This is a genomic window from Pseudonocardia aurantiaca, from assembly GCF_039526725.1.
Classification (GTDB): domain Bacteria; phylum Actinomycetota; class Actinomycetes; order Mycobacteriales; family Pseudonocardiaceae; genus Pseudonocardia; species Pseudonocardia aurantiaca.
In genome coordinates, this window is sequence record NZ_BAAAJG010000016.1 from 305,947 (window position 1) to 319,065 (window position 13,119).

14 protein-coding genes are annotated in these 13,119 nt (G+C 72.1%); 9 read left to right on the forward strand and 5 right to left on the reverse strand.

Translation table 11 applies throughout. The annotated features are described in order from the left end of the window. The first annotated feature begins 66 nt into the window (after window positions 1–66). From ABD143_RS26040 to ABD143_RS26075, 8 genes are read left to right on the forward strand one after another with little or no spacing between them, the layout of a single operon-like run. On the forward strand, window positions 67–1,149 hold the full coding sequence (locus tag ABD143_RS26040) for an ABC transporter ATP-binding protein (protein ID WP_343983704.1): 1,083 nt from the start codon (window positions 67–69) through the stop codon (window positions 1,147–1,149). Beyond that, the gene (locus ABD143_RS26045; RefSeq protein ID WP_343983707.1) at window positions 1,146–2,798 is read left to right on the forward strand and encodes an ABC transporter substrate-binding protein; all 1,653 of its coding nucleotides are present in this window, start codon (window positions 1,146–1,148) and stop codon (window positions 2,796–2,798) included. The genes ABD143_RS26040 and ABD143_RS26045 overlap by 4 nt, the downstream gene beginning before the upstream one ends. After that, complete coding sequence (locus ABD143_RS26050) at window positions 2,795–3,844, forward strand: ABC transporter ATP-binding protein (RefSeq protein ID WP_343983711.1); 1,050 nt, start codon at window positions 2,795–2,797, stop codon at window positions 3,842–3,844. The genes ABD143_RS26045 and ABD143_RS26050 overlap by 4 nt, the downstream gene beginning before the upstream one ends. After that, entirely contained in the window at window positions 3,844–4,701 is an 858-nt protein-coding gene (locus ABD143_RS26055) for a MaoC/PaaZ C-terminal domain-containing protein (protein WP_343983714.1), read from the forward strand. The genes ABD143_RS26050 and ABD143_RS26055 overlap by 1 nt, the downstream gene beginning before the upstream one ends. Continuing rightward, window positions 4,698–5,633: an SDR family NAD(P)-dependent oxidoreductase gene (locus tag ABD143_RS26060; RefSeq protein ID WP_343983717.1), complete on the forward strand. Its 936-nt coding sequence runs from the start codon at window positions 4,698–4,700 to the stop codon at window positions 5,631–5,633. Before ABD143_RS26055 ends, ABD143_RS26060 begins: the two co-directional genes overlap by 4 nt. After that, window positions 5,630–6,550 (forward strand): amidohydrolase family protein, encoded by a 921-nt coding sequence (locus tag ABD143_RS26065; RefSeq protein ID WP_343983720.1) that lies wholly within the window; start codon window positions 5,630–5,632, stop codon window positions 6,548–6,550. Before ABD143_RS26060 ends, ABD143_RS26065 begins: the two co-directional genes overlap by 4 nt. After that, window positions 6,547–8,175: an AMP-binding protein gene (locus ABD143_RS26070; protein ID WP_343983723.1), complete on the forward strand. Its 1,629-nt coding sequence runs from the start codon at window positions 6,547–6,549 to the stop codon at window positions 8,173–8,175. Before ABD143_RS26065 ends, ABD143_RS26070 begins: the two co-directional genes overlap by 4 nt. Further along, entirely contained in the window at window positions 8,172–9,461 is a 1,290-nt protein-coding gene (locus ABD143_RS26075; protein WP_343983726.1) for an MFS transporter, read from the forward strand. The genes ABD143_RS26070 and ABD143_RS26075 overlap by 4 nt, the downstream gene beginning before the upstream one ends. 42 nt (window positions 9,462–9,503) lie before the next feature. Here ABD143_RS26075 and ABD143_RS26080 read toward each other — a convergent pair whose 3' ends face one another. From ABD143_RS26080 to nthB, 5 genes are all read right to left on the reverse strand, one after another. Then, on the reverse strand, window positions 9,504–9,782 hold the full coding sequence (locus ABD143_RS26080) for a DUF6158 family protein (protein WP_343983729.1): 279 nt from the start codon (window positions 9,780–9,782) through the stop codon (window positions 9,504–9,506). Between the two features lie 65 nt (window positions 9,783–9,847). Then, window positions 9,848–11,074, reverse strand: a complete 1,227-nt coding sequence (gene manD / locus ABD143_RS26085) for a D-mannonate dehydratase ManD (protein WP_343983732.1) — start codon at window positions 11,072–11,074, stop codon at window positions 9,848–9,850. Between the two features lie 34 nt (window positions 11,075–11,108). Then, window positions 11,109–11,447 (reverse strand): nitrile hydratase accessory protein, encoded by a 339-nt coding sequence (locus tag ABD143_RS26090; RefSeq protein ID WP_343983735.1) that lies wholly within the window; start codon window positions 11,445–11,447, stop codon window positions 11,109–11,111. Beyond that, window positions 11,444–12,031 (reverse strand): nitrile hydratase subunit alpha, encoded by a 588-nt coding sequence (gene nthA, locus ABD143_RS26095; RefSeq protein ID WP_343983738.1) that lies wholly within the window; start codon window positions 12,029–12,031, stop codon window positions 11,444–11,446. Before nthA ends, ABD143_RS26090 begins: the two co-directional genes overlap by 4 nt. Then, the gene (nthB, locus tag ABD143_RS26100; RefSeq protein WP_343983741.1) at window positions 12,028–12,693 is read right to left on the reverse strand and encodes a nitrile hydratase subunit beta; all 666 of its coding nucleotides are present in this window, start codon (window positions 12,691–12,693) and stop codon (window positions 12,028–12,030) included. Before nthB ends, nthA begins: the two co-directional genes overlap by 4 nt. A gap of 89 nt (window positions 12,694–12,782) precedes the next feature. Between nthB and ABD143_RS26105 the strand changes: the two genes are divergently transcribed. Further along, window positions 12,783–13,085 (forward strand): hypothetical protein, encoded by a 303-nt coding sequence (locus ABD143_RS26105; RefSeq protein WP_343983744.1) that lies wholly within the window; start codon window positions 12,783–12,785, stop codon window positions 13,083–13,085. Window positions 13,086–13,119 lie beyond the last annotated feature (34 nt).

Below are 13,119 nucleotides of genomic sequence, written 5' to 3' on the forward strand. Positions count from 1 at the left end.
TGCGAGCTCACCATTGGGCGCAGCAGCACCGCGAACGCGGCCGACGAGCGTCAGCGAGGAGGGTTCGTGAGCGCGGGCGTGGGGGACGGGGACCTGCTCACGGCCGACGACATCGTCGTGCGCTTCCATACCAAGAAGGGTGTGGTGCACGCCGTCGAGGGGGTGTCGCTGCGGCTCAAGGCGGGCGAGGTGCTCGCCGTCGTGGGGGAGAGCGGCTCGGGCAAGACTGTGTTCACCCGGCGTGTGATGGGGCTCGTCGCCGGCGGGCGAGGCACCGAGGTGTCGGGCACCGTCACCTACGACGGCACGAAGCTCACCGAGCTCTCGGGCAAACAGCTCTCGAAGTTCTGGGGCTCGGAGATCGCGCTGATCCTCCAGGACCCCATGACCTCGCTGAACCCCGTGAAGCGGATCGGCGCGCAGCTCACCGAGTCGATCGTGCTGCACGAGCGCCTCACCAAGAAGGAGGCACTCGCCCGCGCGGTCGAGCTCCTGCGTTCGGTGGGGCTCTCCGAGCCGGAGCGGCGGGTGCGGCAGTACCCGCACGAGCTCTCCGGCGGCATGCGCCAGCGCGTCACGATCGCGATCGCGCTGTCGTGCAACCCGCGGCTGCTGCTGGCCGACGAGCCGACCACCGCCCTCGACGTCACCGTGCAGGCCCAGATCCTGGACCTGCTGGCCGACCTGCAGGAGCGGCGGCAGATGGCGATGCTGCTGGTGACGCACGACCTGCGGGTGGTGCGCAGCCGCTCGGACCGCATCGCCGTGATGTACGCGGGCCGGATCGTCGAGACGGCGCCGACGCCGGAGCTCTTCGCCGCCCCGCGAATGCCCTACACCGAGGCCCTCATGAACGCGGTGCCGCCGACCGCGGGACCCAACCACGTACGGCTCCAGGTCATCCCGGGTCGCCCGCCGGACCTGCTCAACCCGCCCGTCGGGTGCAAGTTCAGCCCGCGCTGCCCCTACGCCCAGGAGAAATGCCTCGCCGAGGAGCCGCCGCTGCGCGATGCCGGCTCCGCCGAGCACCAGTACCGCTGCTGGTTCCCGGTGGGCAGTGCGGCGGGGGCCGAGGCGCGAGCTCGCAACGTCCAGCGTGGGACCAGTGCTGCCGGCACGCCGGTGACCGAGGAGATGGTGTTGACATGAACGAGCAACGGAGCTCGTCGATCAAGGCCCGCAGGGGAGCGCGTGTCGGCAGTGCGCTGGCGCTGCTGCTCAGCGCGGCGCTGCTCGCCGCGTGCGGGAGCAACGTCGGCCCCGGCGCGACGGCGCCGGCCAAGGACGATGGCATCTCCGCCACGAACGCGTACGGCGGGAACCTCGCCGCGGAGGGTCAGCCCAAGCGGGGCGGGGTACTCAAGCTGGGCACCGACCGCGAGGCCATCGGGTTCGACCCCACCGTCCAGAACACGAACCAGGCCGCCCTGGCCGTCTACGACTCGCTGCTGAAGCTCACCATCGAGGGCGACGCCGAGCCGTACATGGCCGAGTCGATGGCGACCACCGACGACGCCCGCACCTGGCGGCTGGGTCTGCGGGAGGGCGTGCGGTTCTCCGACGGCACCCCGCTCGACGCGCAGGCCGTGATCACGAACGTGCAGCGGCACATCGACAAGAAGTCCTCGCCGGGGCACCGGTTCACCGAGCCCATCGCCGCGATGCGCGCCGTCGACCCGCTCACCGTGGAGTTCTCGCTGAAGGCGCCGTTCGGGCAGTTCCCCGTGGCGTTCGCGGTGAACTTCACCGGCGGCAGCCTCGGGCAGATCATCTCGCCCGCGGCGATCCAGCGTTACGGCGACCAGATCGCGAGCAACCCCGTCGGTGCCGGCCCGTTCAAGATGGTCAGCTGGCAGCGCGACTCGCGCATGGTGCTGGAGCGCAACCCGGACTACTGGCAACAGGGCATGCCCTACCTCGACGGGCTCGAGTTCCGGCCGTTGCCCGACACCGAGTCGCGCTACGCCTCCATCGAGAACGGCGACGTCGACGTGATCTTCGGTGGCTACCACACCGAGCTGATCCGGGCGCTGGACAACCCGAACCTGACCGTCTACTACGGCCCGGGTCACGGTGCGGAGTACATCTACTTCAACCACGAGACCGCACCGTTCGACGACCACCGCATGCGTGAGGCGGTCGTGCGCGGCATCGATCTCAACGCGCTCGCGGCCACCCAGTTCCGCTCGCGGATGACCCACGCCGACGGCTACTTCGGCTCGGACAGCCAGTACCAGACGCCGGAGGCCGAGGCCGCGTGGCCGACATACGACCTGGAGCGGGCCAAGCAGCTCGTCCAGGAGTACGTGGCGAGCGGCGGGAGCGCGACGGTCCAGTACAAGACGACGAACGCGCCCAACCGCGTGGCGTTCGCGGAGTTCCTGCAGGCGCAGATGGCGGCCATCGGGATCACCTTGCAGCCACAGTTCTTCGACCTCGCGCAGTACTCCTCGAGCGTCGTGCAGAGCCAGGACTTCCAGATCGCGGGCTGGGTCGGCGGTCCGGTGGACGCGCCGTACCCGGCGGCGGCGAACCTGCTGCACAGCGGCGGCAACACCAACTACGGCGGGTACTCCAACCCGCAGATGGACCAGCTGCTCGACCAGGCCACGGCGTCGTCCGACCAGGCCGAGCGCACGCGGCTCTACCAGCAGGTCCAGCTGCTCGCCAACCAGGATCTGGCCGTGGCGTGGTACAGCCGCGGCTACCTGTCGACGATCACCAAGCCGGAGGTCAAGGGCGTGGTCCGCTACCTGACCAGGGACATGTTCTTCGCGACGACATGGCTCGACCGATGACGGCGGCGCGCACGGAGCAGGCACCGGGCACCCGCGCACCGGACGCGCCCGAAAACGACGTGGTGCTCCGGCTGGAGGACCTCGTGGTGGAGTTCCCGGCGGGCGGCGGGCAGACCGTGCACGCCGTCTCCGGAATCAGCCTGGAGGTCCGCCGCGGGGAGACGCTCGGCCTGGTCGGCGAGTCCGGCTGCGGCAAGTCGACCACCGGCCGGGCGATCATGCAGCTGCCCCGCCCGACCGGCGGTGCGGTGGTGTTCGAAGGCCGGGACATCACGAAGCTGTCGGCCGCCGAGCTGCGCGAGACGCGGCCCAAGCTCCAGATGATCTTCCAGGATCCGATCTCGTCGCTCAACCCGCGCCGCCGGATCCCCGACATCGTCGGCGACCCCCTCGTCGTGTGGGGCCGCAGGGACGAGCGGGCGAAGGTGGTGCCCGAGGTGCTCACCGCCGTCGGGCTCGACCCGGAGCAGGTGGCCGACCGGCGGCCGCACCAGTTCTCCGGCGGGCAGTGCCAGCGCGTGTCGATCGCACGGGCGCTGGTGCTCGAACCGGAGGTGCTGATCTGCGACGAGCCCGTGTCGGCGCTCGACGTCTCGGTGCAGGCGCAGATCCTGAACCTGCTGGAGGACATGAAGGCCCGCTACGGGCTGACGCTGGTGTTCATCGCCCACGACCTCGGAGTGGTGCGCAACATCAGTGACCGGGTGGCGGTCATGTACCTCGGCAAGATCTGCGAGCTGGGCGAGACCGAGGAGCTTTTCGACGACCCGGTGCACCCGTACACGCGGCTCCTTGTCTCGTCGATCCCGTCGATGGAGACGGTCACCGGCGCGGACATCGAGAAGGCCGACCGGGGTCGCGGCGAGATGCCCTCGCCGGTCAACCCGCCGAGCGGCTGCCGATTCCGCACTCGCTGCCCGCTGGCCACCGAACGCTGTGCGGCCGAGGTGCCGGAGATGCGGGAGGTGCGACCGGGCCGGTTCGCCGCCTGCCACTACCCGATGCTCGAACCGGTGGGCGCGGGCGCCGCCGTCGAGGGCGCCTGATGCCGATCGACCCCAGCGTCGTCGGCCGGGAGGGCGAGCCCCGCACCCGGACGTGGAACTCCACCGACGCCCTGCTCTACGCCGTCGGCGTGGGAGCGGGGCTCGGGGAGCCCACCCAGGAACTGGCGTTCACCACCGAGAACTCCCACGGGGTGGAGCAACGGGTACTGCCCACGTTCGGCGTGCTGCTCTCGCAGGCGCCGCCGCCGCCCGTCGGCACATTCGACCCTGCGCTGCTGGTGCACGCCGAGCAGGAGATCACCCTCCACCGCCCCGTCCCGGTGGCGGGCACGGTGACGGCCACGGCGCGGGTGGCAGGGGTCTACGACAAGGGCAGGGGAGCGCTCGTCGTCATCGAGTCGACGGCGGTGCTCGCTGAAGGTCCGGACGCCGGGGAACCTCTCGCGACGAACCGCAGCGCTGTGTTCATTCGCGGCGAGGGCGGGTTCGGTGGCGACCGCGGCCCGCGTGACCAGTGGGCTGCCCCGGACCGGTCACCGGACCGCAGCGTCCGCTACGAGACCAGGCCGGAGCAAGCGCTGCTCTACCGGCTCTCCGGCGACCGCAACCCGCTGCACTCCGATCCGGTGTTCGCGGCGCGTGCCGGGTTCGGGAAACCGATCCTGCACGGGCTGTGCACCTACGGCGTCGCCGGCCGGGCGCTCCTGCACGAGGCTGCTGGCGGTGACCCCTCCCGGCTCACCGGGATGTACGGCCGGTTCAGCGCCACGGTCGTGCCGGGGCAGGCGCTGACGGTCGACATCTGGGACGCCCCCGACGGGGCCGTCCGGTTCCGCACGAGGACCGACGACGGGACCGTGGTGATCGACCGCGGGCGCGCCACCGTCGGCGTATGAGCGAGGGAGAAGCTGTGCTGACCGGGAAAGTGGCCGTGGTGACGGGCTCCGGACGGGGCCTCGGCCGGGCGTACGCCCGCGCGATCGCGGCGGCAGGAGCCTTCGTCGTCGTGAACGACGTGGACGCCGACGCGGCGGCGGACGTGGTGGCGGAGATCGAGGCGGCCGGCGGACGCGCGGTACCGGTGATCGCGCCGGTGGGCCCGACGGCTACGGCGGGCGCACTGGTCGCGGCGGCCGTCGAGCACTTCGGGCGGCTGGACGCCATGGTCACCAACGCGGGCGTGCTGCGGGACCGTTCTATCGGGAAGATGACCGACGACGACTTCGACGTGGTCGTCGAGACCCACCTGCGGGGCACGTTCACGTGCGCCAGGGCGGCGCTCGCGCGGTTCAAGGAGCAGGCCAACGAGGATCAGCAGAGCGGTGGGCGGCTCGTGCTCGTCGGCTCACCGGCCGGGCAGCGCGCGAGCTTCGGGCAGACCAACTACTCGTCGGTGAAGGCGGGGATCGTCGGGATGGCCCGGACGCTCGCCGTCGAGGCCGCGCGCGCGCAGGTCACGGTGAACGCGCTGATCCCGGTGGCGCTCACCCGCATGGTCGCGACCGTCCCGGTGTTCGCCGAGGCCGTCGCGGCCGTGGAACGGGGCGAGCCGGTGCCCGCTGAGCTGAGAGAGCGCGGGGTGGGCACCGCGGAGGACGTGGCGCCTCTGCTGGTCTACCTGCTCTCCGACGCGGCGGCCGGGATCACCGGGCAGGCGCTGGGTGTCGGCGGCGACAAGATCAGCGTCTGGAGCCACCCCACCGTGGCGGCCGAGACGTCCCGGACCGGCGGCTGGAGCGCGCAGGCCATCGCCGAGGCGTTCCCCGGCGAGCTGGCGCAGCACCTGCAGCCCTACGCGCCGGACCTCCCGGCCGAGGCGAGCCGATGACCTCACCGAGCGTGCCCACGAACCCACCCGAGCTCGTGGCGGCCGACCTCGTCGCCATCGACATGCACACCCACGTGCACTTCTCCACCCGCGCCGCACAGTCCGATGCCGGCGCCGCGCGAACGGCGGAGATGAGGGCGCACTTCAAGTCCGACGTGCTGGGCATGGACCTGCACCAGCTCGCGGCGTACTACCGCGAGCGGCGGATGGCCGCGGTGGCGTTCACGATCGACTCGCTCGGCGACGTCGACGAGCACGCGCCGACCAACGAGGAGATCGGCGAGGTCGCGGCCCAGCACCCGGACGTGATCATCCCGTTCGCGAGCGTGCACCCCTTGCGCGGCAAGGCCGGGGCGAAGATCGCGCGGCGGCTGATCGAGGAACACCGCTTCCGCGGGTTCAAGTTCCACCCGAGCGTCCAGGAGTTCTACCCCAACGACCCGGTGGCCTTCCCGCTGTACGAGGTGCTGGCCGAGTACGGGCTGCCCGCGCTCTTCCACACCGGGCAGAACGGCGTCGGCTCGGGCACCAAGGGCGGCGGCGGGGTGCGGCTCAAGTACTCCAACCCGCTGTTCCTCGACGACGTCGCCGTGGACTTCCCGGACATGCCGATCGTCATGGCGCATCCGTCGTTCCCGTGGCAGGACGAGGCGCTGGCCGTCGCCGTGCACAAGGGGCAGGTCCACATCGACCTCTCGGGCTGGTCGCCGAAGTACTTCCCGCCGCAGCTCGTGCACTACGCCAACACACTCCTGCGCAAGAAGGTGCTCTTCGGCACGGACTTCCCGCTGTTCACGCCGGAGCGTTGGATGGCGGACCTGGAGAAGACCGAGATCCGCGACGCCGCCAAGCCGGACATCATGCTGCACAACGCGGCGCGGCTCTTCGGGCTGGAGACGGACGAGAGCCCTCGATGAACGCGCGGCTGGCGGACAACTTCGCCTCGCACTTCGAACACATCGCCGACCTCGTGCCTCGCCGAGTCGCCGTGGCGGCGGGGGAGCGGGAGCTGACCTGGGCACAGTTCGACGAGTCGGCCGACCGGCTCGCCGGGCACCTGGCCGCCCGCGGCGTGCGGGCGGGCGACCGGATCGGGCTCGACGCCCGCAACTCGCCCGAGTACCTGGTGGCGCTGCACGCGCTGTTCAAGCTGATGGCCGTCCCGGTGAACGTCAACTACCGGTACCGGGCCGACGAGGTCGGCCAGATCCTCGGCAGCTCCGGCGCCCGCGGCGTGATCGCCGACGCCGACCTGCTCGACGTCGTGACCGAGTCGGCCGCCCCGCTGCCCGCCTGCGACCTGTTCGTCGCGATCGACCCGGCAGGCGGATTCGGACCGGACGTCGCCGCAGCCGCGCGGCAGCCCCGGCGCCCGCGGGGCGACACGGAGTGGCTCCTGTTCACCGGCGGTACCACCGGCTATCCGAAGGCCGTGGTGGGCAGCCACGCCGAGCGGCTGCGGGCCGTGCGCTCCGCCGGGTTCAGCTCGCTCGGAGTGAACGCCGGCGACGGCGCGGAGGCGCTGCACCAGGCGCTCGACGTCGACCCGCGGGGCCCGCGCGGGATCGTGGCGCTGCCCGCTCCGCCGCTCATGCACGGCACCGGCCTCTACGCGGCGCTGGGAGCGCTCGCGTCCGGGGCGCCGGTGGCGCTGCTCCCCGGCCGCGGCACCACCGGCGCCGACCTGGTAGCGGCGATCTCGCGGCACGGCGTCACCGACCTGACGATCGTCGGGGACGCGTTCGCGCTGCGCCTGCTCGACGCCCTCGACGAGGCAGCAGCCGCCGGGCGGCCGCTGGGGATCGACTCGCTGCGCCGTGTCCGCTCCATCGGGGCCGTCTGGAGCCCGTCGGTGAAACGCCGCCTGCTCGCGCACGCCGACCTGACCTTGATCGACACGATCGCGGCGTCCGAGGGCGGGGTGTACGCGACCTCGTCGGTCACCCGGGCCACCGTCGACGTCGACGCCGGGAGCTTCCTCCTCGCCGCCGGCGCCCGGCTGCTCGACGAGAACGATCGCGACGTCGTGCCCGGCTCGGGTCAGGTTGGCCTGCTCGCCGCGCCGGTCGTGGCGGAGGCGGGCTACGAGGGTGACCCGGAGAAGACCGCGGGCGCCTTCCACGACCTCGACGGCGTCCGCTACTCCATCCCGGGGGACATGGCCCTGCTGGAGGCAGACGGACGGCTGCGACTGCTCGGCCGGGGCAGCTCCGTGATCAATACCGGTGGTGAGAAGGTGTACGCCGACGAAGTGGAGCTGGCCCTGCACGAGCATCCGGCGGTGCGTGACGCGATCGTGCTCGGCGTGCCCGACCAACGGTGGGGCAGCTCCGTGGCCGCGGTGGTGTCGCTGGAGCGCGGCTCGGACGCCGCACCCGAGGAGCTGTCGGCGTTCGTCGGCGCGCGCCTCGCGGGCTACAAGAAGCCCCGCCGCATTGTGGTGGTGCCGGAGGTACAGCGGCTGAACACGGGCAAGGCCGACCTGCGCTGGGCCGAACGCCAGTTCGAGGACCAGGACGCCGTGGTTCCGAACGCACGATGACCCCGCGCGGGCGGGGAGTGAGCACGAACGGCTGGTGGATCGTCGTGGGCGGCTCCGTGCTGCTCATGCTGCAGAACGGCCTGATACTCAGCGCGTTCGGCGCCTACCTGGTGTCGATCACCGCGGACACCGGGTGGTCCCCGGGCGTGATCGCGCTGGGCTACGCGATCCTCCAGCTCGGCAACGGTTTCCTCGCACCGCTGACGGGATGGTGCTGCGACAGGTTCGGCACGCGCGCGGTGTCCCACGTGGGGAGCCTCGGTACGGCGGCGGGCTTCGCGCTGGCCAGCCAGGTCGGCGACGCCGGGCACTTCATCGGCGCGGTGTCGGTGATCGCGCTCGGCTGCTCGGCCGCCGGCATCATGCCGCTGACGGTCGCCGTGGTGCAGACGATCACCGAGCGCCGCACGCTCGCGCTCGGGCTGCTGCCCACCGGGATCGCGCTCGGCGGCCTGGTTGTCCCGCTGGTCACGTGGGCGCTCGACGGGTTCGGGTGGCGGGCCACGTTCCTCGGGGTGTCGGCGGTGATCCTGGTGATCGGCATCCCCGCCGGGGCCGTCCTGCCGAGAGACCGGCGCGGACGGCGCGCCACCCCGCCTGCGGTACCTGACGATCCGGCCCCCGACCCCGACCCCGACCCCGACCCCGACCCCGACCCCGAGCCGAGCCACAACCTGGGCGGCGCCCTGCGCACCGCTGCGTTCTGGCTGCTCGTCGCCGGGCACGGCACGGCGCTCGTCGCCGTCAGCGCGGTGAACCTGCACCTCGTGCCGCTGATGACCAACCACCACGGCATCCCGCTCGCGACAGCAGGCCTTACCGTGGCGGTGATGTCGACGGCGCAGCTGCTCGGCCAGGTCGTCACCGGGTTCATCGGCGACCGGGTGGACAAGCGCTGGCTCGCCGCCGCCTGCATGGTTGTGCAGACCGGGGTGCTGGTCGTGCTCGCGACGGCGTCGGGCGTGGGGCTCGTCGTCGCGGCCGCAGTGGTGCACGGGATCGCGTGGGGACTGCGCGGGCCGGCCATGACCGCGATGCGCACCGACTACTTCGGCACCGGCTCGTTCGGCACGATCATGGGCTGGTCGATGGGTTTCGTCTCGATCGGGCTGGTGGTGGGGCCGCTCCTCGTCACGGCGGTCGAGGGCGGCCCCGGTGGCTACCCGTGGGCGTTCCTCACGCTCGCGATGGTGACCGCGGTGGGATCTGTGATGTTCGCTGTGCTCCGCAAACCGCGGGCGGCGCGATGCCGGCACGTGCACACTGACCGCGCAACGTCAGCATGACTCCCGGATGGCAGCGCGGATCCGCGCAGGCCGCGCGTCCGCTCAGCCCTGCGCGCCGTCCAGGTTCCGGCCGGGCACCGGTTGGCCCGCGTTCTCCCGGCTCCCGGCGCGCGTGCGCTGGGGGTCGGGAGCGCTCTCCTCGGGGAAACGGCGCAGGAACTCCTGCTCCAGCGCCAGCATCCGCTGGGTGTGTGCCTCCAGGGCCGATTCGCTGCCGCCGAGCAGCGTGTCGTGCCGGGTCTCGTGCAGGTGCGCGACCTCGCGGTGGAGGTCGTCGTCGGTGAGCTCCTGGGGGGCGATGCCGTGCGAGCGGTCGGTCATGACGGGGGAGTGCCCAGCCGCGGCAGCGCCCATGCCATCGGCTTCTCCAGCGGGACGCGCCACGATCACCAGTCGTGGACCGTTCCGTCCCGCAGCCGGTTGACGGGCAGGTACGCCGGGTCGTACGGGAACCTCGCCGCGGCCTCCCGGTCGAGCGTGACGCCGAGGCCCGGCTCCTCGCCCGGGTGCAGGTAGCCGTCCTCGAACGTGTACGAGCGGCGGAACACCTCGTACGTCTCGGCGCTGTGCGGCGTGAACTCCTGGATGCCGAAGTTGTGGATTGCGAGGTCCAGGTGCAGGGCCGCGGCCATCCCGACGGGGGAGATGTCGGAGGGTCCGTGGATTCCGGTCTTGATCTGGTACTGGGCGGCGAGGTCGAAGAGCTTGCGCATCGCCGTGATCCCGCCGGTGTGGGTGACGGCGGAGCGGACGTAGTCGATGAGCTGCTCGCGGATCAGCGTGTGGTAGTCGACGCTCGCGTTGAACACCTCGCCGATCGCGAGCGGGGTGGTGGTGTGCTGGCGGACCAGGCGCAGGCTCTCCTGGTTCTCGGCCGGCGTGCAGTCCTCCAGCCAGAACAGGTCGTAGGGCTCCAGTGCCTTCCCGAGCTTCGCGGCCTCGATCGGCGTGAGCCGGTGGTGCACGTCGTGCAGCAGCGGCAGTTCGGGGCCGAACTCGTTGCGGACGGCGTCGAACACCGTGGGCATGTGCCGCAGGTAGGCGCGGGTGTCCCAGGTCTCCTCCGTCGGCAGCGGGTGCCGCCGCGCCGGCTCGTAGCCGAGGCCGCCGGTGGCGTCCGGGGAGGCCGAGATGCCGTAGATCGCCTCCAGGCCGGGCACGCCGGACTGCACACGGATCGCCGTGAAACCGTCGTCCTGCCGGGCGCGGACGGAGTCGAGCAGCTCGGGCAGGTCGCGCCCGCTCGCGTGGCCGTACGCGCGGATGCCGGTCCGGCTCGCCCCGCCGAGCAACTGATAGAGCGGCAGGCCCGCCACCTGCGCCTTGAGGTCCCACAGGGCGACGTCCACGGCGGCGATCGCCGCCATCGTCACCGGACCGCGCCGCCAGTACGCGCCGCGGTGGAGGTACTGCCAGGTGTCCTCGATCCGGTGCGCGTCGCGGCCGATCAGCAGCGGGACGACGTGGTCGGCCAGGTAGCTGCGCACGGCCAGCTCGCGGCCGTTCAGCGTGGCGTCGCCGTACCCGACGAGGCCGTCGTCCGTGGTGATCGCGAGCGTGACGAAGTTGCGTCCTGGGCTGGTGACGATGACGTCGGCGGCGACGATCTGCATGCCCAGACTCTGCCTCTGGCGGCGCGCGAGGTGATCAGTGGGGGTGACCGTGGCCCGCCGGTCGGGTGGTGAGCAGCTCCACCCGTGCGGTGACCTCGCCTGGGGCGAGCGCGCCGCGGCCGGCGAGCACGTCCTCCAGCGCGGCCAGCCAGCAGCGGTAGTAGCTCCATTCCGCGCCACTGGGATCGGCTGTCTCGGACTCCGCGATCCGCGCCACGAGGGCGGCCTGGAACTCGTCCCACCCGAACGCCCGGTCCGCGTGCAGGGCCATAGCCATGCCGAACGCCCGGCTCTCCCACGGTTCGGCGAAGACCAGCTCTCCATTGGCGCGCGGAGGAGCGGCGGGGCCGTCGAGGGCCAGCGGCGATGTCATGGCGCGACCTTCGCGACGCCGACCAGCGCGTCGCGGGTGACCAGCGGGACCAGCTCTGCCTCCGAGAGGCCCGCGGTGCTCGCCGGGCGCTCGGGCAGCACGAGCCAGCGCACCTCGCTGCTGGAGTCGTGCACGACGATGTCGGTGGATTCGGGCAGGTCGAGGCCCATCTCGCGCAGCACCGTGCGCGGCTCCCGCACCACCCGCGCCCGATAGGCCGGGTCCTTGTACCAGGACGGAGGCAGGCCCAGCACCGGCCAGGGGTAGCACGAGCAGAGCGTGCAGACCACCACGTTGTGCACGGCGGGCGTGTTCTCCACGACAACGATGTGCTCGCCCTGCGGGCCGGAGAACCCGAGCTCGGCGATCGCCGCGGTGCCGTCGGCGAGCAGCCGCTCCCGGTAGGCGGGGTCGGTCCACGCCCGCGCGACGACCTTCGCGCCATTGAGAGGCCCGACCTCCGTCTCGTACCGGGCGACGAACCCGTCCACGACCTTCGGGTCGACGAGCTCGCGCTCGGTGAGGAGCTGCTCCAGCGCCTCGGTGCGCTGGGCGGGGGTGGGCCGCGTCGTCTGCTGGGTCATGCGGGCTCCAGGTAGCTCTCGTACAGCTCGATGGTCACCGCGAACTCCTCCGCGTCGGCGCCCCACAGCTCCTGAGAGGTGAAGCGGACGGAGTAGACGTGCTCGGGGTTCTCGCCCTGGAAATGGGCGTTGGTGTCGGGGAGCACCTGGGCGGGCTGTACCAGCTCGACGACGCCGACGTGGCCTCGCACGTAGCGGGGGAGGCGGGTGTGGCCGGGCGGGTCGAGGTCCTTCGCCCGCACCGCGTCGCCGGGGGCGAACGCGGGGGCCTGATCGACTGTGCGCAACGAGCCGGGACCGGTCGCCGCATAGTCCGGCTTGCACGGTTCCGGCACCGCGGGCTCCAGGGCGTCCTCCCCGGCCAGCGCGCGGGCCCGGGCGTCGACTGCGCCGGGCGCGAGGATCGCCGAGTCGGCGAGCATCAGCTCGGCGGCGGCGAGCCAGCGACCGTAGTAGCCGTCGTCGAAGTAGGCGGCTCGGTCGAGCCGGGCGAGGGCGTGCCGGAACGCGTCGATGTTGCGGCCGGAGATCCGGCCAATCGTCAGCAGGGTGAGCGCGAACGCCCGGCCCTCCCACGGCTGCCCGAAGGCCGGTTCGGTCGGGTCCGGCGCGGGCACCGGTCCCCAGCCCGCGGTGCCGCCCAGGTCGACGGTCCCGTCCATCACGTCTCCATCTCATAGTGGACAGCTGCACACTATCGGAGAACCGCCCCGGCTTCCGGATGCCGGCGTCCAGGGGGCAGTATCGAAAGATGATCGTGCGACTGACGGCCGAGGGCGCAGTGGTGCAGGACGCCGACGACCTCGGCCGCCTGCACGTCCAGACCGACCTCGACGCCGACGGGCTGCGCACCGCCCTCAAGACCACGGGTACCGGTGAGCTGGTCGACGCCGACACCGCGCTGCTGGACGTCGCGGTGCTCCGGTCCAGGGCCGCGCTGCTCGCCACCACACCGGACTGGGCCGAGCGGTGGGGAGAGATGATCGCCTACGCCGAGCGCAAGGGCTGGCTCTCCGACGGGGGCCGCTGCGTGCAGGTCCACGTCGAGCGCTGAGCGCGCACCCAGACCGCAACTCGCTCGCACTTTT

Bases quoted from the DNA above. Each gene is read 5' to 3' on its own strand.
- ABD143_RS26045 (WP_343983707.1), top strand. From the start codon at position 1,146: ATGAACGAGCAACGGAGCTCGTCGATCAAGGCCCGCAGGGGAGCGCGT.
- nthB (WP_343983741.1), bottom strand. From the start codon at position 12,693: ATGGACGGGACCGTCGACCTGGGCGGCACCGCGGGCTGGGGACCGGTG.
- ABD143_RS26065 (WP_343983720.1), top strand. From the start codon at position 5,630: ATGACCTCACCGAGCGTGCCCACGAACCCACCCGAGCTCGTGGCGGCC.
- ABD143_RS26055 (WP_343983714.1), top strand. From the start codon at position 3,844: ATGCCGATCGACCCCAGCGTCGTCGGCCGGGAGGGCGAGCCCCGCACC.
- ABD143_RS26090 (WP_343983735.1), bottom strand. From the start codon at position 11,447: ATGACATCGCCGCTGGCCCTCGACGGCCCCGCCGCTCCTCCGCGCGCC.
- ABD143_RS26050 (WP_343983711.1), top strand. From the start codon at position 2,795: ATGACGGCGGCGCGCACGGAGCAGGCACCGGGCACCCGCGCACCGGAC.
- ABD143_RS26075 (WP_343983726.1), top strand. From the start codon at position 8,172: ATGACCCCGCGCGGGCGGGGAGTGAGCACGAACGGCTGGTGGATCGTC.
- ABD143_RS26070 (WP_343983723.1), top strand. From the start codon at position 6,547: ATGAACGCGCGGCTGGCGGACAACTTCGCCTCGCACTTCGAACACATC.
- ABD143_RS26105 (WP_343983744.1), top strand. From the start codon at position 12,783: ATGATCGTGCGACTGACGGCCGAGGGCGCAGTGGTGCAGGACGCCGAC.
- manD (WP_343983732.1), bottom strand. From the start codon at position 11,074: ATGCAGATCGTCGCCGCCGACGTCATCGTCACCAGCCCAGGACGCAAC.
- nthA (WP_343983738.1), bottom strand. From the start codon at position 12,031: ATGACCCAGCAGACGACGCGGCCCACCCCCGCCCAGCGCACCGAGGCG.
- ABD143_RS26060 (WP_343983717.1), top strand. From the start codon at position 4,698: ATGAGCGAGGGAGAAGCTGTGCTGACCGGGAAAGTGGCCGTGGTGACG.
- ABD143_RS26080 (WP_343983729.1), bottom strand. From the start codon at position 9,782: ATGACCGACCGCTCGCACGGCATCGCCCCCCAGGAGCTCACCGACGAC.